This window comes from Kitasatospora sp. cg17-2, assembly GCF_054031055.1.
The window spans coordinates 4,883,493-4,901,120 of the sequence record NZ_CM132923.1 but is presented as its reverse complement, the minus strand read 5'-3'; the positions used below and the strand labels follow the sequence as shown (position 1 = coordinate 4,901,120).

Sequence of the window (17,628 nt, the reverse complement as noted above, 5' to 3'; positions counted from 1 at the left end):
CCATGACCACCGACCGGAACCCAGAGCCCCGTCCGGACCAGCTGTCCGACCCCCGTCCCGACCGGCTGTCCGACGCCGACGCCCCGCCGTACGGGGGCGGCAACCCCTACGCCGACTACCGCGCCGCCGAGTTCCCCTTCACCGGCCTGGTGGACCTCGCCGACCGCCGGCTGGGCGGCGCGGTCCTCGCCGCCAACGACGAGCTGTTCGCCGAACGGGAGAACCTGCTGCTGCCGGGCGCGGCCGAGTTCCGCCCGCACACCTTCGGCAACAAGGGCCAGATCATGGACGGTTGGGAGACCAGGCGGCGGCGCGGCACCGGCGCCGGACACCCGCACCCGACCGCCGGGGACCACGACTGGGCGCTGATCCGCCTGGGCGTGCCGGGAGTCGTGCACGGCGTGGTCGTCGACACCGCGCACTTCCGCGGCAACTTCCCGTTGCAGATCGCCGTCGAGGGCGCCGAACTCCCGGGCACCCCGGGCCCGGAGGAGCTGCTGGCCCCGGAGACCGAGTGGCATCCGCTGGTCCCGCGCTCGCCGGTGCGCGGCCACGCCGCCAACGGCTTCGCCGTCGAAGACCGCCGCCGCTTCACGCATCTGAGGCTCAGTCAGTTCCCGGACGGCGGCATAGCCCGCTTCCGGGTGCACGGCGAGGCCCGTCCGGATCCGGCCTGGCTGGCCGCGCTCGGCACCTTCGACCTGGCCGCGGTCGAGAACGGCGGCGCCGTCGAGGACGCCTCGGACCGCTTCTTCTCCTCCCCGGTCAACCTCGCCCTGCCCGGCAAGTCCGGTGCCATGGGCGACGGTTGGGAGAACCGCCGGCGCCGGGACGACGGCCACGACTGGGTCCGGCTGCGGCTGGCCGGGCGGGGCGCGGTCCGGGCGGTCGAGATCGACACCGGCTACTACGTCGGCAACGCGGCCGGCTGGGCGGCGCTGTCGGGCCGGGACGAGCGGAGCGCCGACCCCGAGGCGTGGTTCGAACTGGTGCCGCGCACCCGGCTCCAGCCGGACGCCGTGCACCGGCTGGTGGTCGACACCCCGCGCCCGGCCACCCACGTCCGGCTGGACGTCTTCCCGGACGGCGGGATCGCCCGGCTGCGGCTGTACGGCGGACTGGTCTGACCCGGCGCCGCCGGGCGGGCCGGTGCCACCGGCCCGCCCGGCGGTTCCCGCTCCGTTTGCCGGGTCCGGCGGCCCGCCGGACGATGGGGGCATGATGCACCAGATGCGGGCCGAGTTCGGCGCCGGCGGCGCGTCCGCCGGGGTGCGGCTGTGGCACATGGTCCGGGGCGGCGAGGACGCCGCGATGTGCGGCCGGGAGATCGACGCGGCGGCACCCGCCCGGGAGCCGACGGACTGGGGGAACACCCCCGAGCTCTGCTGCCACACCTGCGGCGCCTATGTCCTGCGCGAGTCCCCCTACCTGGGGGACGAGCACCGGCCGGGACCTCCCGGCGAGCAGCCGGACGCCGGCTGGCCGACGGGCTGACCCGGGGCGGCGGCGCGGTCCGGGACGGCCCGGGTCTACCGTGGGCGCCATGGACAAGTCCCTGGTCCGGCCCCGCTCGCTCGTCCGTGAGGCCGCCTCGCTGCGGGCCGGTGTGCCGACCCCGGCCGTCCACGTCGACCGGCTCTGCGCCCGGATCGAGCAGGTGGACCCGCTGATCCACGCCTTCGTCCCCGAACCCGGCCGGGCCGACCGGCTGCAGGCCGAGGCCCGGGCGCTGGCCGCCCGCCGTCCCGACCCGGCGCAGGCGCCGCTGTACGGGGTGGCCGTCGGGATCAAGGACATCCTGCACGTCGACGGCCTGCCCACGCACGCCGGTTCGCTGCTGCCCCCGGGCGTCCTGGCCGGGCCGCAGGCCACCGTGGTGGACCGGCTGCGGGCGGCCGGCGCGCTGGTCGCCGGCAAGACGGTGACCGCCGAGTTCGCGGGCAGCGCGCCCGGCCGGACCCGCAATCCGCACCGTCCCGAACACACCCCGGGCGGCTCCAGCAGCGGTTCGGCGGCGGCGGTCGCGGCCGGACTGGTGCCGCTGGCGATCGGCACCCAGACCATCGGCTCCGTGGTCCGCCCGGCCGCCTACTGCGGGGTGGTGGGCTTCCGGCCGACCTTCGGGCGGATCCCGACGGCGGGAGTGATCCCGAACGCGCCGAGCTTCGACACCGTCGGCCTGTTCACCGCCGATCTGGCGGGCGTCGCGCTGGCCGCCCCGCTGCTGTGCGACGACTGGGACCACGCGGTCGGGCCGGACGACGGGGAGAACGGCGGGGCGTGGTCGGACGGGGCGCCCGTGCTGGGCGTCCCGGTGGGCCCGTACCTGGACCGGGCCGGGCCGGAGGCGCGGCAGGCCTTCGACCGGCAGCTGGCCCTGCTGGCCGCGCGCGGGCTGACGGTCCGCAGGCTCGACCTGCTGCCGGACTTCGACGAGTGGGAGCGGCAGGCGCAGACGGTCAACCGCTTCGAGATGGCGGCCAGCCACAAGGACTGGTTCGCCCGCTTCGGCGAGCTCTACCGGCCGGAGACGGCGGCGAGCATCCGGCACGGGCGGACCGTCGACCCGGCCGACCGCGCGGCCGCGCTGCGCGCCCGGACGGCCTTCCGGGAGCGGCTGGCCGAGCGGCGGCAGCGGGCCGGGGTGGACCTGCTGCTGGCGCCCTCGGCGACCGGCCCGGCCCCGCTCGGGCTGGACAGCACCGGCAGCGCGGTGATGTCGCTGCCCTGGAGCTTCGCGGGCCTGCCCGCGCTCAGCCTGCCGGCCGGGGTGACGGCGGCGGGCCTGCCGCTCGGCCTCCAGGTGGTCGGCGAGGCCGGGGCGGACGAACGGCTGCTGGCGCTGGCGGCCGTCCTGGAGCGGGTGCTGGACGGCGGCTGAGCCGGGCTCCCGGGCCCCGGGGTTCCCGGGTGCCGGGCCTCAGGCCGTGAACGCGGGCCCGTCCGGGTCGGTGGCGTCCGAGCGCAGCCGGCGCAGCACGGCGCGGTGGGCCCGGTCGTACGGGGTGTCGTCGTCGAACAGCAGGGCCTGCGGGTTGGCGTTCTCCAGCAGGGCGATCAGGGTGAAGGCGATGTCCTCCGGGTCGGCGTCGGGCCGCAGCTCACCGGTGTCGATCGCCTCGGTGACCAGGCCGAGCACGGTGGCGTGCCACTCCCGCCAGTTGGCGGCGAGGACGTCGCGCAGCGGGCCGGGCCGGGCGTCGTACTCGGCGTTGACCTCGTAGAAGAAGCAGCCGCCGGGGAAGACCCGGGCGCGCGAGTAGGCCAGCCAGGACTCGCAGAGCAGCCGGACCTTGCGCAGGCCGGGGGGCTCGTCGAGGACCGGCGCGAGCACCGCGTCGGCGAAGATCCGCCGGGCGGCCCGCACGGTGGCGAGCTGGAGCTCCTCCTTGGAGCCGAAGCCGGCGAAGACCCCGCTCTTGCTGAGGCCGAGGTCGGTGGCGAGCCGGCCGATCGACAGCGCGTCCAGCCCCTCGACCGAGGCGATCCCGACGGCCCGGCGCAGCACCGTCCGCCGGGTCTCCTCGCCGCGCAGGACCCGTCCGTCCGTGGTCGATCCGGCCACCGCTCACCCCAGTCCTCCGGCCGTTCCCCGGCCTCTCCGTCCGTGTGGCCAGGGTAGCGGGGAGCGTCCTCCGACCTGAAAAAAGCACGAACGGTCGTGCTAATATCTCGGCGAGTTCGGCTCTCTTGCCCCTCGGCACCCTCGGCACCCACAGGAGTTCCGCATGGACCCGGCCGTCGCACTGATCCGCACCACCCTGAACACCGCCTCGAAGGCCGCCCCCGGGCTCGCCGGCCGGGCCGCCTTCGAGCTCTACCGCCACCCCTTCCGCCGCAGCCGGCTCCGCCCCGGCGAGCGCGAGGTCCACGACCGGGCCGTCACCGGGACGCTCCGGCACGGGGACGTGCGGGTCGTCGTCCACCGCTGGGGCGACGGAGCCCGGCCCGTCCTGCTGATGCACGGCTGGCGCTCCCGGGCCTCCCGCTTCGCGTACCTGGTGCCCCGGCTGCGCGCGCTCGGCCTGACCGCGGTCGGCTACGACGCCCCCGGGCACGGCGACTCCGGCGGGCGCACCGCCACCGTGCTGGACCACCGCACCGTCGCCCTGCGGCTCCAGGAGCAGTACGGCGACTTCGAGGCGGTGGTCGCCCACTCGCTGGGCGTCAACGCGGCCTTCCTGGCGCTGCGCGAGGGCCTGCGGGCGGAGCGGCTGGTCGCCTTCTCCGGCGCCTCCGAGCTCTCCTGGCTGCCGACCGCGTTCTGCGACCGGTTGGGCCTGAACGCCACCGTGGAGCGGGAGTTGCGCCGCCGGGAGGCGAGCGGCGCGATGTTCCCCGGGGTGGCGGACATCCGCACCCACTTCGACGCCGCCCGCGACCCCGGGGAGATCGCGCTCCCGATCCTGGTCGCGCACGACGAGGACGACGACGTGGTCCCGTTCTCGCACGCCCACCGGCTGCGGGCGGCGTACGGGGAGCGGCTGGAACTGCTGGCCACCCGGGGTCTCGGCCACCGCCGGATCCTCATCGAGTCGACCGTGCTGGACCAGGTGACGGGCTTCCTGGCCGCCGGGACGGACCCCGGCCCCCGCACCGTCGACGGACCGGGAACGGCGGTGGGCGCGGTATGAGACTCCTCGAACTGCACACCCGTGCGCTGGAGTTGGCGGCCGCCGTGGTGGACACCGTGCAGCCGGAGCAACTGGTGCTGGCGACGCCGTGCGCCGACTGGCCGCTGCGGCGGCTGCTGGAGCACGCGGTCGGGCAGCACCGGGGCTTCGCCGCGGCCGCCCTCGGCGCCGGGGCGGACCGCGCGCACTGGCGCGACGTCCCGGTGCACGGCGACCCGGCGGGCGCGTTCCGGCGGTCGGCGGAGCGGCTGACCACCGCGTTCGCCACCGCCGGCGCGGCGGCGGAGCCCGCCCCGCTCCACCTGCCGGAGATCGGCGACGGCGGGCCGTTCCCGCTCGACCGGACGGTCGGCTTCCACCTGCTGGACACCCTGGTGCACGCCTGGGACGTGGCGGCCGCGCTGGGCTCGCCGGCCCGGCTGGTGGCGGCGGTCGAGGCCGAACCGCCGCTGGCCGGGGAACTGCTCGCGGTGGCCGGGGCGGTCCCGGCCGCCGCCGGGGCACGGGGGCCCGGGCAGGCGTTCGCGGCCGTCCGGGCGGTACCGGACGGGACCGGGCCGTTCGACCGCGCGCTCGCCCTGCTGGGCCGCGACCCGTCCTGGTCCGCGCCCGCCGGGCCGGCTCCGGCCGGTACTGCTCGGCGGGACTTTGCAAAGTCCCGCTAGGACTTTGCAAAGTGGCCACTTTGCCAAGAGTGGCCGTCAGTCGCCGCGCTTCTCGTCCGGGAAGCGCGGTCCGCCGATCAGGAACAGCAGGGTGGCGGTCGGAAAGCCGATCGTCGCCACCACCAGCACGATGAACTGCCAGAACATCTCTCGCTCCTCGCCCTCGTCAGCGCCGGGGGCGAGGATCCCCCGAAGGTGGTCCCAAACCCGGACGGCCCTGATTGGCCGAAATGTCCACTCGTGATCCGACGGTATGGCCGGATCACCGGCGCTGCCACCGGGAGCGCGCGGCGCGGCGCGTGCACGGGTCTGGGCGCGCGCCGCACCCGGCGCGCACACTGTCGGGATGCAGGTACAGCTCGCAGGGGAAGCACGGCGGCCCGACCGCGAGAGCGAGGACTTCGCGGCGGCCACCTCCGAGGCACTCGTCCTCCTCGACGGTTCGAGTTCACCGACCGGCCTGGAGTCCGGGTGCCGCCACGGCACCGCCTGGTACGTCCGCAGACTCGGGGTCCACCTGCTGGCCCGGCTCACCGACCGGCCGGACCGTTCGATCGCCGAGTGCCTGGCCGACGCCATCGCGGAGACGGCCGCCCTGCACGGCGGCCGCTGCGACCTCGCCCACCCCAACACGCCCGCCGCGATGGTGGTCGCCGCCCGACGGCACGGCGCCTCGCTGGAGTACCTGGTGCTCGGCGACTCGCTGCTGGTGCTGGAACCGGCCGACGGCCCACCCCGGGTGATCGGCGACAACCAGCGCTTCCCCGGCGGGGAGGAACTGCGCCGGCAGGTCTGGTCGACGGTGCCGGGCTCCGCGGAACGGGCCGCCCTGCACCTGGAGTACACCCTGGCCGTCCGCGCCGCCCGGAACTCCGGCACCGGCCCCTGGATCGCCGCCGCCAGCCCCAAGGCCGCCGCCCACGCCGAGACCGGCTTCGCCCCGCTGGCCGGACTGCGCGCGGTGGCCGCCCTCTCCGACGGCGCGGCCCGCTTCACCGACCGCTTCGGCCTCGGCAGCTGGGGCGACGCGCTGCGCCTGCTCGGCGAGTCCGGCCCGGCCGAACTGATCGCCCAGGTCCGCGCCGTCGAACGCGCCGACGCCACCTGCGAACGCTGGCCCCGCGGCAAGGCCCACGACGACGCCTCGGCCCTCTACGCGCTGTTGTAGGGGCCGACGTGCGAAGGGGGGTGCGGAGCCGGTAACCCGCTCCGCACCCCCCCTTGCACTCGTGCTCAGTGGCCGTCGGCGGGGATGGTGCCGAGGCGGCCGGCCTGGAAGTCCTCCATGGCCTGCTGGAGTTCGCGGTGGCTGTTCATGACGAACGGGCCGTAGTGGGCGACGGGCTCGCGGATCGGGAGGCCGCCGAGCAGGACGACCTCGAAGTTGTTGTCGCGGGAGTCCTGCTTCTCGTCGGCGCGCAGGGTGATCGAGCCGCCGTCGCCGAAGACGACGGCCTGGCCCCGGTGGAAGGGGCGGTGCTCGGTGCCGGCCGTGCCGCTGCCGGCGAGGCCGTAGGCGAGGGCGTTGAAGTCGGCACGCCAGGGCAGGGTGAGCTGGGCGCCGGGGCTGATCGAGGCGTGGACCATGGTGATCGGGGTGTGGGTGCTGCCGGGGCCCTGGTGGCCGTCCAGCTCGCCGGCGATGACGCGGAGCAGGGCGCCGCCGTCCTCGGTGCTGAGGAGCTTGACGCTGCCGCCGCGGATGTCCTGGTACTTGGGGGCGATCATCTTGTCCGAGGCGGGCAGGTTCACCCACAGCTGGAGGCCGTGGAACAGGCCGCCGGAGCGGACCAGCGACTCGGGCGGGGTCTCGATGTGCAGCAGGCCGGAGCCGGCCGTCATCCACTGGGTGTCGCCGTCGGTGATGGTGCCGCCGCCGCCGTGCGAGTCCCGGTGGATGAAGGTCCCGTCGATGATGTAGGTGACCGTCTCGAAGCCGCGGTGCGGGTGCCAGGGGGTGCCCTTGGGCTCGCCGGCCGCGTAGTCCACCTCGCCCATCTGGTCCATCATGATGAACGGGTCGAGGTACTTCTGGTTGATCTTGGCGAAGGCGCGGCGGACCGGGAAGCCCTCGCCCTCGAAGCCCTCGGGAGCGGTGGCCACCGTGAGGACCGGCCGGGCGCCCGTGACGGCGGGGTCGGGGGTGGTGACGCGCGGGAGGGTCAGCGGGTTGTCGACGGTCACGGCGGGCATGTCGGCCTCCTTCGGGGGGATGTTCCTCTGGCCTACGTCCACGAGATTAGTTCAATCCTCAACTAGAAGCAAGTTGAATTTTGAACCAAGTGGGTCCGGGTCGCCCGGGGGCGGGCGGCCGTGCCGTGGTCGGGCGATCGGGCGGCCGTGCCGTGGGCGGTCGGGCGGCGGGGCCGGGCGGCCCCCGGCCCATCGTCGGTCAGCCGTACATCCGGCGCATGGTGAAGTCGACCATCTGCTCGACCGCCTTGGCGTCGAACACCATCCGGTGCTCGCCCTCCATGTCCAGCGCGAAGCCGTAGCCGGTCGGCAGCAGGTCGAGGACCTCGGCGCCGGAGACGGTGAAGTACTTGGACTCCTTGCCCGCGTACCGCCGCAGCTCCTTGAGCGAGCTGAACATCGGGATCACCGGCGTCGGCGTGTTGTGCAGCGCCAGGAAGCCCGGCCGCTCGCCGCGCGGGCAGTGCACCTTGGAGGTGATGAAGATGGCCTGGAAGTCCTCCACCGCCATCGAGCCGGTGGTGAAGGCCCGGACGGCGTCCGCCAGGGACGGCGGCGAGGGCTCCGGGTAGAGGGACTGCTGCGCTCCCGGTGGCTGCTCGCCGTACGGGCCGGGGCCGGGCATGCCGTTCATGCCCGGCTGCGGCCCCGCCTGCTGGTAGGGATCGCCCGGGTATGCGTTCTGGTCATAGCCGTACACACGGACAGGCTATCGGGAGCGCGGCCACCCGTGCGGGCGTCGATCCTGACAAGGAGTGGCCGTCCCGGCTTGTGGGACGTGACCACGTTCATAGCGGAATCCACGAGGGATTCACCGACTGGGGCTTGAAACAAGTTACCGCTGGGTAGCATCATGAGGCCTACTGGTGGGTACGGGGCGCCCGAACGCGGCGGTCTCCCGGAAGCGACGAACCGGAGAAAACGGCCATGGGTCACTACAAGTCCAACCTGCGGGACGTGGAGTTCAACCTCTTCGAGGTGTTCGGCCGCGAGCAGGTGTACGGCACCGGACCGTTCGCGGACATGGACGTCGAGACCGCGAAGAACATCCTGAGCGAGATCGCGCGCCTGGCCGAGAACGACCTCGCCGCGTCCTTCACCGACACCGACCGCAACCCGCCGGTGTTCGACCCCGAGACCAACACCGCGCCGGTCCCGGCCACCTTCAAGAAGAGCTACCAGGCGTACATGGACGCCGAGTGGTGGCGTCTGGGCATCCCGGAGTCGATCGGCGGCCAGGTCACCCCGAGCTCGCTGATCTGGGCCTTCGCGGAGCAGATCCTCGGCTCCAACCCGGCCATCTGGATGTACTCCTCCGGCCCGGCCTTCGCCGGCGTCGTCGCCGAGGAGGGCACCGAGGAGCAGCTGCAGGTCGCCCAGCGGATGACCGACCGGCTGTGGGGCTCCACCATGGTCCTGACCGAGCCGGACGCCGGCTCGGACGTGGGCGCCGGCCGCACCAAGGCGATCAAGCAGGAGGACGGCTCCTGGCACATCGAGGGTGTGAAGCGCTTCATCACCTCGGGCGAGCACGACATGTCCGAGAACATCATCCACCTGGTGCTGGCCCGCCCCGAGGGCGGCAAGCCGGGCACCAAGGGCCTGGGCCTGTTCATCGTCCCCAAGTACGACTTCGACTGGGAGACCGGCGAGCTGGGCGAGCGCAACGGCGCCTACGCCACCAACGTCGAGCACAAGATGGGCCTCAAGGCCTCGAACACCTGCGAGATGACCTTCGGCGCCAAGCACCCGGCCAAGGGCTGGCTGCTGGGCGAGAAGGTCGACGGCATCCGCCAGATGTTCAAGATCATCGAGTTCGCCCGGATGATGGTCGGCACGAAGGCCATCGCCACCCTCTCCACCGGCTACCTGAACGCGCTGGAGTACGCCAAGGAGCGCGTGCAGGGCGCCGACATCTCGCAGTTCCTGGACAAGACCGCCCCGCGCGTCACCATCACCCACCACCCGGACGTCCGCCGCTCGCTGCTGACCCAGAAGGCGTACGCCGAGGGCATGCGCGCCCTGGTGCTGTACACCGCCTCCGTCCAGGACGACATGATGGCCGCCAAGCTGCGCGGCGAGCACGACGGTGCCGCCGAGCGCCTCAACGACCTGCTCCTGCCGATCGTCAAGGGCTACGGCTCGGAGAAGTCCTACGAGCAGCTCGCCCAGTCCCTGCAGACCTTCGGTGGCTCCGGCTACCTGCAGGAGTACCCGATCGAGCAGTACATCCGGGACGCCAAGATCGACACCCTCTACGAGGGCACCACGGCCATCCAGGGCCAGGACTTCTTCTTCCGCAAGATCGTCAAGGACGGCGGCCAGGCGCTCACCGCGCTGTCCGAGCAGATCCAGAAGTTCCTGGGCTCCGCCGAGGGCGGCGACGCCCTGGCCACCGAGCGCGAGCTGCTCGCCAAGGCCGCCGGCGACCTGGAGGCCGTCGTCGGCAAGCTGCTCGCCGACCTCTCCTCGGTCGAGCAGGACGTCAAGAACATGTACAAGGTGGGCCTCAACACCACCCGCCTGCTGATGATCTCCGGCGACGTCGTGGTCGGCTGGCTGCTGCTGCGCCAGGCCGCGGTGGCCCTGGCCAAGCTGGAGGCCGGCGCCTCCGAGAAGGACGTGCCGTTCTACCAGGGCAAGGTCGCGGCCGCCCGCTTCTTCGCCAAGAACGTCCTGCCGACCGTCGCCTCGCAGCGCCTGATCGCCGAGGGCATCGACAACGAGATCATGGACCTGGCGGAGGGGGCGTTCTGACGCCGCCCGCACCGACTGCCTGACCCACCCTCGCACCGAAGGGCCCGGTCCTCGACCGGGCCCTTCGGTGTACCCCGCGACCGGGCCCTTCGGCGGCCCGGGGCGGACCGGCGCGGCCGTCCCGCGGCCGTCCCGCGGTGCGGTCCGTCGGTGCCCGACCGGGCACCGTCGGGGCGGTCCGAGGAGCCCCGCGCGGCGCCCGGGGAGGGCCCGGCGGGCCGTCAGATCCCGTCAGTTCACGTTTCTGTCTGCGTTCTGCATCCGTTGGGATGCTCCGAGTGTCATGTCCGTGTACGGGCATATGCTCAAGGTGCGAAGCCGATTCCCATTCGGCCTCGGCCCTCCCTCGACCCAGGAGCAGCATGTCGACCGCCGCCCGCCAGGCCTTCTTCGACCGGACGCACACCGATGACCTGATCGCCTTCCTCGGCACCTCGCCATCGCCCTACCACGCGGTCGCGAGCGCCGCCGAGCGGCTGGAGAAAGCCGGTTTCCGGCAGGTACTGGAAACGGACGCCTGGGACGGGGTCGCCGGCGGCCGTTACGTCGTCCGCGGCGGCGCGCTGATCGCCTGGTACGTGCCGGCCGGCGCGGGCCCGGAGACACCGTTCCGCGTGGTGGGCACCCATACCGACTCGCCCAACCTGAGGGTCAAGCCGATCCCCGACACGGGGACGGCGGGCTGGCGGCAGGTCGCGGTGGAGATCTACGGCGGCGTGCCGCTCAACACCTGGCTCGACCGGGACCTCGGCCTCTCCGGGCGGATCACCCTGCGCGACGGCAGCCGGCGGCTGGTCCAGCTGGACGAGCCGCTGCTGCGCGTGCCGCAGCTGGCGATCCACCTGGACCGCCAGGTCAACGAGGGCATGAAGCTCGACAAGCAGCGCCACCTGACGCCCATCTGGGGCCTCGGGCCGGTCGACGAGGGCGCGCTGATCGAGTACGTCGCCGAGCGCGCCGGGGTCGACCCGGCCGACATCAGCGGCTGGGACCTCATGACCCACGACGTCCAGCCCGCCTCCTACCTGGGCCGGGACCGCGAGCTGCTGGCCGGTCCGCGACTGGACAACCTGCTCTCCGTGCACGCCGCCACCGCCGCGCTCGCCGCCGTCGCCACCGCGGCCGAGACGGAGGGCGCGGCCCTGCCGTACATCCCGGTGCTGGCCGCCTTCGACCACGAGGAGACCGGCAGCGAGTCGGACACCGGCGCGCAGAGCCCGCTGCTCGGCAACGTCCTGGAGCGCAGCGTGTACGCCCGCGGAGGCGGCCTGGAGGACCGGGCCCGGGCGCTGGCCGGCACCGTGTGCCTGTCCTCCGACATGGGCCACGCCGTCCACCCGAACTACAGCGAGCGGCACGAGCCGGGCCACCACCCGCTGCCGAACGCCGGGCCGATCCTCAAGGTCAACGTCAACAACCGGTACGCCACCGACGGCGTCGGCCGGGCGGTGTTCACCGCGGCCTGCGAGAAGGCCGGCGTGCCGTGGCAGACCTTCGTCTCCAACAACGCCATGCCCTGCGGGACGACGATCGGCCCGATCACCGCGGCCCGCCTCGGCATCCAGACCGTGGACTGCGGCATCGCCGCGCTGTCCATGCACTCGGCGCGCGAGCTGTGCGGCGCGGAGGACCCGTACCTGCTGGCGAGCGCGATCAAGGCGTTCCTGGAGGGCTGAGGCCCCGGGACAGGACACGGAAGGGCCCGGCGAGCGAGTGCTCGCCGGGCCCTTCCGCTTCCGCGCGGGTCGTGGCGCGGGTTATGACGCGCGGGTCACTCCATGCCCGCCAGTACCAGCGGCAGCCGGCGCGCGCCGTCGGCGGTGAGCCGTACCGGCACGCCCCAGTCCTGCTGGTGGACGTGGCAGGCCGGGTACTCGATCGCCGGATCGTCGTCGCAGGACGCGGCCATCGCCGAGACGTGCAGCACGCCCTCGGTCACCTCGGCGGAGAGCACCAGCTCACGGGAGAGCGCGGAGTCCGCGCCCGCCCCGGAGACCAGCAGCTCGGGCGGGGTGGAGCTGACCAGCAGCCGGGTGGACGGGCCGTAGCGCTCGTCCAGCTTCTGACCGGTCGGCGCCCGGAACACCACGTCCAGCTGGAGGACGCCCGGCGCCACCTCGGTCGCGGCCCGCCGGGTGCGGTGCGCCACCGCCTCCACCCGGACCGCCTCCTCGGGCAGCCGCAGCCTGGTCAGCCGGTGCCGGGCCGACTCGACCACCACGATGTCCTGGTCCACCAGCACCGCGCCGGAGGGCTCGCGCAGATCGGTGGCCAGCGTGCTGACCTCGCCCGTCGCCGGGTCGTAGCGGCGCAGCGCGTGGTTGTAGGTGTCGCTGACGGCCACCGAGCCGTCCGGCAGCACGGTGACGCCCAGCGGGTGCTGGAGCAGGGCCTGCTCGGCCGCGCCGTCCCGGTGCCCGAAGTCGAACAGGCCGGTGCCGACGGCGCTGCGCACCTCCTTGGTTTCACGTGAAACCCAGCGCAGCGAGGAGGTCTCGGAGTCCGCGACCCAGAGCCGCTCGCCGTCCGCCGACACCGCCAGGCCGGAGGGCTGGGCGAACCAGGCCTCGGCGGCGGGGCCGTCGACCAGGCCCTCGTTGGTGGTGCCGGCCGCGACGCCGACCGTGCCGGCGGCCGGGTCGTACGCCCACAGCTGGTGCACGCCGGCCATCGCGATCCAGACCCGGCCGTCGAACCAGGCGACGTCCCACGGCGAGGAGAGGTCGACCTCGCGGGCCGCGCCCTCGGTCGCCGAGCCCTGCCACCACTGCCGGCCGGTGCCGGCCAGGGTGGTCACCTCGCCGTCCGCGAGTCGGACGCCGCGCAGCGCGTGGTTGACGGTGTCGGCGACGACCACGTCGTACGCGGAGCCGGCCGGGAGCAGCGCGAGCCCCTGCGGCTCGCTGAACCGCGGGCTGGTGCCGTCCACCAGGCCGCGCACGCCGTCGCCGATCCGGCGGACCACGGTCTCGCCGTCCGCCTCCAGCTCGACCAGCGAGTGGTGCCCGGAGTCGGCCACCAGGAAGTGGCCGTTCGGCAGCCGGACCGCCTTGCCCGGGAACTTCAGGTCCCCGGCGGTCGGCTCGGGCGCCACGTACGGGCCGTCGCCGCGCCGCAGCGTCCCCTTCGCGGCGTGCTCCGCCTCCAGCTCCTCGACCAGCCGGGCGATCGCGTGCGCGTGCCCCTCGCCGGCGTGCTGGGCGACCACGTACCCCTCGGGGTCGATCACCACCAGCGTCGGCCAGGCCCGCACCGCGTACTGCTTCCAGGTGACGAGCTCCGGGTCGTCCAGCACGGGGTGGTGCACCTCGTACCGCTCGACCGCGTCCACCACGGCCCGGTGGTCGGCCTCGTGCACGAACTTGGGGGAGTGCACGCCGACGATCACCACGGTGTCGCGGTGCTTCTCCTCCAGCTCCCGCAACTCGTCGAGGACGTGCAGACAGTTGATGCAGCAGAAGGTCCAGAAGTCCAGGACGGTGATCTTGCCCCGGAAGTCGGCGAGCGTGAGCTCCTTGCCGCCGGTGTTGAGCCAACCGCCTGCCCCGACCAGCTCGGGGGCGCGTACACGTGCACGGGATGCCATGAGCCAATCAAACAGCACCGCCGCCGTCCGCATTCCGGTGCGTCCGGGGATTCAGACGATGAGGTGCGGGAGGAAGCGGGCGCCCTGGTGGGTGATCGGGCTGTCGTCGGTCTCGCGGATGCCGAGGCCGGCGGCCTCGCCGTCGACGACCCAGGTGCCGAGCACCGGGCGGTTGCCGTCGAAGTCGGGCAGCGGGTGCAGCTGCTGGTAGCAGTGGCCCTCGGCGCCGTAGCGGTCCGGGTCGCCGGCCCAGTCGGCGAGCCTGGTCTCCTGGCCGCCCGGTTCGACGATCCGCACGCCCGCGCCCTCCCGGCCGAGCAGCGGCTTGGCGGCGTAACCGGGCCCGTCCGGGTCCGCGAGCTCGCGCGGGCCGTCCAGGTAGGCGGGCAGCAGGTTGGGGTGCCCCGGGTACAGCTCCCAGAGCACGGCCAGCAGCGCCTTGTTGGAGAGCAGCATCTTCCAGGCCGGCTCGATCCACAGCGTGGAGCCGGTGGAGCCGCCGAGGTCGACGACGTCCAGCAGCTGCTCGCCGAACTCGTCGGAGACCAGCCACTCCCACGGGTAGAGCTTGAACGCGGAGCGGACGAAGCGGTGCTCCAGGTCGACGAAGCGGCCGGACAGGCCGTCCCAGCCGATGTCCTCCATGGCGATGCCGACCGTTTCGAGGCCCGCCTGCTCGGCGCACTCCTGGAGGTAGAGGGTGGTCATCCAGTCCTCGCCCTCGGTGTCGCCGCGCGAGTGCGCGAAGTGCACCGGACCGGGCGGCAGCAGGTGCTTCTGCCGGGCCCAGGCGGCCACCAGCCGCTCGTGCAGCGAGTTCCACTGGTCGGCCTGCGGGAACCGCTCCTCCATCCAGAACCACTGCGGGCCGGCCGCCTCGATCAGCGAGGTCGGGGTGTCGGCGTTGTACTCGAACAGCTTCGCCGGGCCGGTGCCGTCGTACGCGAGGTCGAACCGCCCGTAGAGGGAGGGCTGCTCCTCGCGGCGGTGCCAGGACTCGGTGACGGCGGCGACCAGCCGGGGGTCGGTGATGCCGTACTCGGCGAACCGGCCGGTGCGCACCACGTGGGCGGCGGCGGCCAGCGACATCGTGTGCAGCTCCTCGACCACCTCCTCCAGCGCCTCCACCTCGGGCAGCGAGAACTCGTAGTACGCGGACTCGTCCCAGTAGGCGTGCGGGCCGCCCTGGTTGCAGGGGTCCGAGCACATCGCGTAGATCAGGCCCTGGCCCTCGACGGTCGTCAGCCAGTCCGGGCGGGGTTCGACGGTACGGCGGCGCACGGCGGATCAGCCCCCGCCGGAGCCGCTGGAGCCGGCCGGGCAGCCGAAGCCGCCGCGTTTGGTGGCGGCCTTGTCGAAGGTGCCGCCGACGGCGTCGGTGGCCCCGGAACCGCAGTAGTACCAGCGGCCGGCGGTGGCTCCGGCGGCCTTGCCGCCGGAGCAGGAGTGGCTGTCGAGGACCTTGAGGGTGGTCGGGTCGACGCAGCGGCTCGGCGGGTTGCCGCCGGAGGAGGACGAGCAGCCGGAGAGCGCGAGCGCGAGGGTGCCGACCATGCCCAGGGCGACGAAGCCGGAGCGGCGGCGGGTGCCGGGACCGGCCGGGGTGCCGGGCGCGGCGGGCTCCGCGGCGTCCGGTCTCGGGGCGGGGCGGTCGGGCGGCGGCTGCGTCATGGCGTCAGATGGTACGCGTGGGCCGGGATGGTACGGGAGGGACCCCGGTTCCCCGGCCCGATCCGGCCCCGATGCGTTATCTTTTGCCGATCCTTGACCGCGGGACCGGCCCCCACGCGGGCGGCCCGGCCCACGAGGAGCGACCTGAGACACGGACCCGGGGGGCTGGACAACCCATGAACGACATCCTGCACGGACTCGGCGCGGCGGCGGCCTTCGGCGGCGTCGGCGTCGTCCTGCTGCTGCTCGGCATCCTGCTGGTGGACGCCCTCACGCCGGGGCGGCTGGGCCACCAGATCTGGGTGGAGCGCAACCGCAACGCCGCCCTGCTGCTCAGCTCGGCGCTGCTGGGCATCGGCGGCATCGTCTTCACCGCGATCCTCTACACCTACGAGGACTTCGGGAAGGGCCTGGTCTCCACGGTCTGCTTCGGGGTGCTCGGCCTGGTGCTGATGGCCGTCGCGTTCTGGGTGGTGGACGTGCTGACGCCGGGCAAGCTGGGCGCGATCCTGGTCGACCCGGAGCCGCACCCGGCGGTCTGGGTGACCGCCAGCTGCAACCTCGCGGTGGCGGCGATCGTGTCGGCCTCGATCGCCTGACCTGCCGCGGGGGCGGACGGCCCGGCGGGACCGGACGCTTCCGCGAGGGCGGACGGCCCGGCGGCGGACGGCTCCGTGGCGGACGGCTCGGTGGCGTGGCCGTGCGTTCCGGAGGAGCCGTCCAGCACGTGCGCCCTGCCCCAGGCGCCCAGCGGGGCCAGCGCCTCGTTGAGCCGCCGCCCGGCCGCCGTGAGGGAGTACTCGACCCGCGGCGGCACCTCGTCGAACGAGGCGCGGTGCACGATGCCGTCCGCCTCCAGCTCGCGCAGATGGGCGGCGAGCACCTTCTCGGTGATCCCGGGGACGTGGCGGCGCAGCGCGCCGAAGCGCAGGCTCGGCCGCTCGCCGAGGGCCCAGAGGATGAGCACCTTCCACTTGCCGCCGATCACGTCCATCGCGGCGTCGATCCCGCACACGTAGGCGCCTGGCCTCGGTCTGGTCGCCATGTCCTGCCCCCGCCCCCTCCGCCGACCTGCTCGCTCACCTCAGGGTAACCACCCACTCCCAAGTGCGTACTTGAGCACTTCCGGGGCCTGCGACGAGCCTGGTCGGCATGACGACCAACAACACCGGCACCCGCCCCGCAGCCACCGACCCCGCAGCCACCGGCCCGGCCCCGCTCACCCCGCTCACCCTGCTCGGACTCGGCGCGATGGGCACCGCGCTGGCCGAGGCCTGGCTGTCCGCCGGGCACCCGCTCACGGTCTGGAACCGCACCGCCGCCCGCGCCGAACCGCTCGCCGCGAAGGGCGCCGCGGTCGCCGCGACCCCGGCCGAGGCGGTCGCCGCCAACCGGCTGGTGGTGGTCTGCCTGCTGGACGACGAGTCGGTCGGGGAGGCCCTGGCCGGGGTCGACCTGACCGGCAAGGACCTCGTCGACCTGGTGACCGGCACCCCGGGCACGGCCCGCGCCCGGGCCGCCTGGGCCGCCGACCGGGGCGCCCGCTACCTGGACGGCGGCATCATGGCCGTCCCGCCGATGATCGGCGTCCCGCAGGCCGGCCCGTACGTCTTCTACAGCGGCTCGCGGGAGCTCTTCGAGGAGCACCGGGAGGTCCTCGCCGTCCCGGCCGGCACCCGCTGGGTCGGTGAGGACGCCGGCTTCGCCGCGCTGCACGACGTGGCCCTGCTGAGCGCGATGTACGGGATGTTCGCGGGCGTCGCGCACGCCTTCGCGCTGGTGCGGGAGGAGTCCGTCGACCCGGTCGCGCTGGCGCCGCTGCTCTCCTCCTGGCTCACCGCGATGACCGGATCGGTCGAGACCACGGCGCGGCGGCTGGCGACGGGGGACTACACCGAGGGTGTCGTCTCCGATCTGGCCATGCAGGTCGCCGGTGTGCCGACCTTCCTGCGCACCGCCGAGGAGCAGGGCGTGAGTGCCGAACTGCTCACGCCCTGGTTCGACCTGATGGGGCGCCGGCTGGCGGCCGACCCGCGCCACGGGGCCGAGGACCTCACCGGCGTGGTCGACCTGCTGCGCGGGTGACCGGGGCCGGTCCTCCGACGCTCAGCCGGCGGCCCGC

General features: G+C 73.9%; 16 protein-coding genes and 1 pseudogene. 10 read left to right on the top strand and 7 right to left on the bottom strand.

The window, feature by feature from the left end; all coding sequences use genetic code 11:
• Positions 1–2 precede the first annotated feature (2 nt).
• The 3 genes from alc (at position 3) to ACW14Y_RS20725 (ending at position 2,881) form a co-directional block, all read left to right on the top strand.
• Positions 3–1,127, top strand: a complete 1,125-nt coding sequence (gene alc, locus ACW14Y_RS20735; protein ID WP_456982863.1) for an allantoicase — start codon at positions 3–5, stop codon at positions 1,125–1,127.
• 91 nt (positions 1,128–1,218) lie between these two features.
• Positions 1,219–1,494, top strand: a complete 276-nt coding sequence (locus tag ACW14Y_RS20730; protein WP_380310780.1) for a hypothetical protein — start codon at positions 1,219–1,221, stop codon at positions 1,492–1,494.
• Positions 1,495–1,543: 49 nt separating this feature from the next.
• A complete protein-coding gene (locus ACW14Y_RS20725; RefSeq protein WP_380310782.1) occupies positions 1,544–2,881 on the top strand; it encodes an amidase in 1,338 nt (445 codons plus the stop codon).
• Between the two features lie 39 nt (positions 2,882–2,920).
• Here ACW14Y_RS20725 and ACW14Y_RS20720 read toward each other — a convergent pair whose 3' ends face one another.
• Positions 2,921–3,565, bottom strand: coding sequence for a TetR/AcrR family transcriptional regulator (locus tag ACW14Y_RS20720; protein WP_380310784.1), 645 nt, complete (start codon positions 3,563–3,565; stop codon positions 2,921–2,923).
• Between the two features lie 163 nt (positions 3,566–3,728).
• Between ACW14Y_RS20720 and ACW14Y_RS20715 the strand changes: the two genes are divergently transcribed.
• From ACW14Y_RS20715 to ACW14Y_RS20705, 3 genes are all read left to right on the top strand, one after another.
• Positions 3,729–4,634, top strand: a complete 906-nt coding sequence (locus ACW14Y_RS20715; protein ID WP_380310786.1) for an alpha/beta hydrolase — start codon at positions 3,729–3,731, stop codon at positions 4,632–4,634.
• Positions 4,631–5,299, top strand: coding sequence for a TIGR03086 family metal-binding protein (locus ACW14Y_RS20710; protein ID WP_456982859.1), 669 nt, complete (start codon positions 4,631–4,633; stop codon positions 5,297–5,299). Before ACW14Y_RS20715 ends, ACW14Y_RS20710 begins: the two co-directional genes overlap by 4 nt.
• Positions 5,300–5,645: 346 nt before the next feature.
• Positions 5,646–6,467, top strand: a complete 822-nt coding sequence (locus ACW14Y_RS20705; RefSeq protein WP_380310790.1) for an integrase — start codon at positions 5,646–5,648, stop codon at positions 6,465–6,467.
• A 65-nt stretch (positions 6,468–6,532) separates the two neighbouring features.
• Here the strand turns inward: ACW14Y_RS20705 and ACW14Y_RS20700 are convergent, their stop codons facing one another.
• Together ACW14Y_RS20700 and ACW14Y_RS20695 are read right to left on the bottom strand one after the other, a co-directional pair.
• Complete coding sequence (locus ACW14Y_RS20700; protein WP_380385104.1) at positions 6,533–7,492, bottom strand: pirin family protein; 960 nt, start codon at positions 7,490–7,492, stop codon at positions 6,533–6,535.
• Positions 7,493–7,691: 199 nt separating this feature from the next.
• On the bottom strand, positions 7,692–8,192 hold the full coding sequence (locus ACW14Y_RS20695) for an SseB family protein (RefSeq protein ID WP_380310793.1): 501 nt from the start codon (positions 8,190–8,192) through the stop codon (positions 7,692–7,694).
• Between the two features lie 227 nt (positions 8,193–8,419).
• Between ACW14Y_RS20695 and ACW14Y_RS20690 the strand changes: the two genes are divergently transcribed.
• Together ACW14Y_RS20690 and ACW14Y_RS20685 are read left to right on the top strand one after the other, a co-directional pair.
• Complete coding sequence (locus ACW14Y_RS20690; RefSeq protein ID WP_380310795.1) at positions 8,420–10,249, top strand: acyl-CoA dehydrogenase; 1,830 nt, start codon at positions 8,420–8,422, stop codon at positions 10,247–10,249.
• A gap of 362 nt (positions 10,250–10,611) precedes the next feature.
• Complete coding sequence (locus ACW14Y_RS20685) at positions 10,612–11,925, top strand: M18 family aminopeptidase (RefSeq protein WP_380385101.1); 1,314 nt, start codon at positions 10,612–10,614, stop codon at positions 11,923–11,925.
• A gap of 95 nt (positions 11,926–12,020) precedes the next feature.
• Here the strand turns inward: ACW14Y_RS20685 and ACW14Y_RS20680 are convergent, their stop codons facing one another.
• From ACW14Y_RS20680 to ACW14Y_RS20670, 3 genes are read right to left on the bottom strand one after another with little or no spacing between them, the layout of a single operon-like run.
• Positions 12,021–13,835 carry an NHL domain-containing thioredoxin family protein gene (locus ACW14Y_RS20680; protein WP_456982855.1) on the bottom strand — a complete coding sequence of 605 codons (1,815 nt, stop codon included), beginning with the start codon at positions 13,833–13,835 and terminating at the stop codon, positions 12,021–12,023.
• A gap of 51 nt (positions 13,836–13,886) precedes the next feature.
• A complete protein-coding gene (locus ACW14Y_RS20675) occupies positions 13,887–15,116 on the bottom strand; it encodes a glutathionylspermidine synthase family protein (protein ID WP_456982853.1) in 1,230 nt (409 codons plus the stop codon).
• Between the two features lie 6 nt (positions 15,117–15,122).
• Entirely contained in the window at positions 15,123–15,506 is a 384-nt protein-coding gene (locus ACW14Y_RS20670) for a hypothetical protein (protein ID WP_380310816.1), read from the bottom strand.
• A gap of 176 nt (positions 15,507–15,682) precedes the next feature.
• Between ACW14Y_RS20670 and ACW14Y_RS20665 the strand changes: the two genes are divergently transcribed.
• Positions 15,683–16,105 carry a DUF350 domain-containing protein gene (locus ACW14Y_RS20665; protein ID WP_266270462.1) on the top strand — a complete coding sequence of 141 codons (423 nt, stop codon included), beginning with the start codon at positions 15,683–15,685 and terminating at the stop codon, positions 16,103–16,105.
• 113 nt (positions 16,106–16,218) lie between these two features.
• On the opposite strand, the pseudogene ACW14Y_RS20660 reads toward ACW14Y_RS20665, so the two are convergent.
• Positions 16,219–16,551 (bottom strand): annotated as a pseudogene (locus tag ACW14Y_RS20660) (winged helix-turn-helix transcriptional regulator); the annotation flags it as partial.
• Between the two features lie 107 nt (positions 16,552–16,658).
• Between ACW14Y_RS20660 and ACW14Y_RS20655 the strand changes: the two are divergent.
• Positions 16,659–17,591 carry an NAD(P)-dependent oxidoreductase gene (locus ACW14Y_RS20655; RefSeq protein WP_456982850.1) on the top strand — a complete coding sequence of 311 codons (933 nt, stop codon included), beginning with the start codon at positions 16,659–16,661 and terminating at the stop codon, positions 17,589–17,591.
• Positions 17,592–17,628: the final 37 nt, after the last annotated feature.

What these genes read in the sequence shown, in the direction of transcription:
- ACW14Y_RS20710 (WP_456982859.1), top strand. Translation starts at nt 4,631, where the DNA reads ATGAGACTCCTCGAACTGCACACCCGTGCGCTGGAGTTGGCGGCCGCC.
- ACW14Y_RS20680 (WP_456982855.1), bottom strand. Translation starts at nt 13,835, where the DNA reads ATGGCATCCCGTGCACGTGTACGCGCCCCCGAGCTGGTCGGGGCAGGC.
- ACW14Y_RS20730 (WP_380310780.1), top strand. Translation starts at nt 1,219, where the DNA reads ATGATGCACCAGATGCGGGCCGAGTTCGGCGCCGGCGGCGCGTCCGCC.
- ACW14Y_RS20705 (WP_380310790.1), top strand. Translation starts at nt 5,646, where the DNA reads ATGCAGGTACAGCTCGCAGGGGAAGCACGGCGGCCCGACCGCGAGAGC.
- ACW14Y_RS20725 (WP_380310782.1), top strand. Translation starts at nt 1,544, where the DNA reads ATGGACAAGTCCCTGGTCCGGCCCCGCTCGCTCGTCCGTGAGGCCGCC.
- ACW14Y_RS20670 (WP_380310816.1), bottom strand. Translation starts at nt 15,506, where the DNA reads ATGACGCAGCCGCCGCCCGACCGCCCCGCCCCGAGACCGGACGCCGCG.
- ACW14Y_RS20715 (WP_380310786.1), top strand. Translation starts at nt 3,729, where the DNA reads ATGGACCCGGCCGTCGCACTGATCCGCACCACCCTGAACACCGCCTCG.
- ACW14Y_RS20665 (WP_266270462.1), top strand. Translation starts at nt 15,683, where the DNA reads ATGAACGACATCCTGCACGGACTCGGCGCGGCGGCGGCCTTCGGCGGC.
- ACW14Y_RS20685 (WP_380385101.1), top strand. Translation starts at nt 10,612, where the DNA reads ATGTCGACCGCCGCCCGCCAGGCCTTCTTCGACCGGACGCACACCGAT.
- ACW14Y_RS20690 (WP_380310795.1), top strand. Translation starts at nt 8,420, where the DNA reads ATGGGTCACTACAAGTCCAACCTGCGGGACGTGGAGTTCAACCTCTTC.
- ACW14Y_RS20700 (WP_380385104.1), bottom strand. Translation starts at nt 7,492, where the DNA reads ATGCCCGCCGTGACCGTCGACAACCCGCTGACCCTCCCGCGCGTCACC.
- ACW14Y_RS20655 (WP_456982850.1), top strand. Translation starts at nt 16,659, where the DNA reads ATGACGACCAACAACACCGGCACCCGCCCCGCAGCCACCGACCCCGCA.
- alc (WP_456982863.1), top strand. Translation starts at nt 3, where the DNA reads ATGACCACCGACCGGAACCCAGAGCCCCGTCCGGACCAGCTGTCCGAC.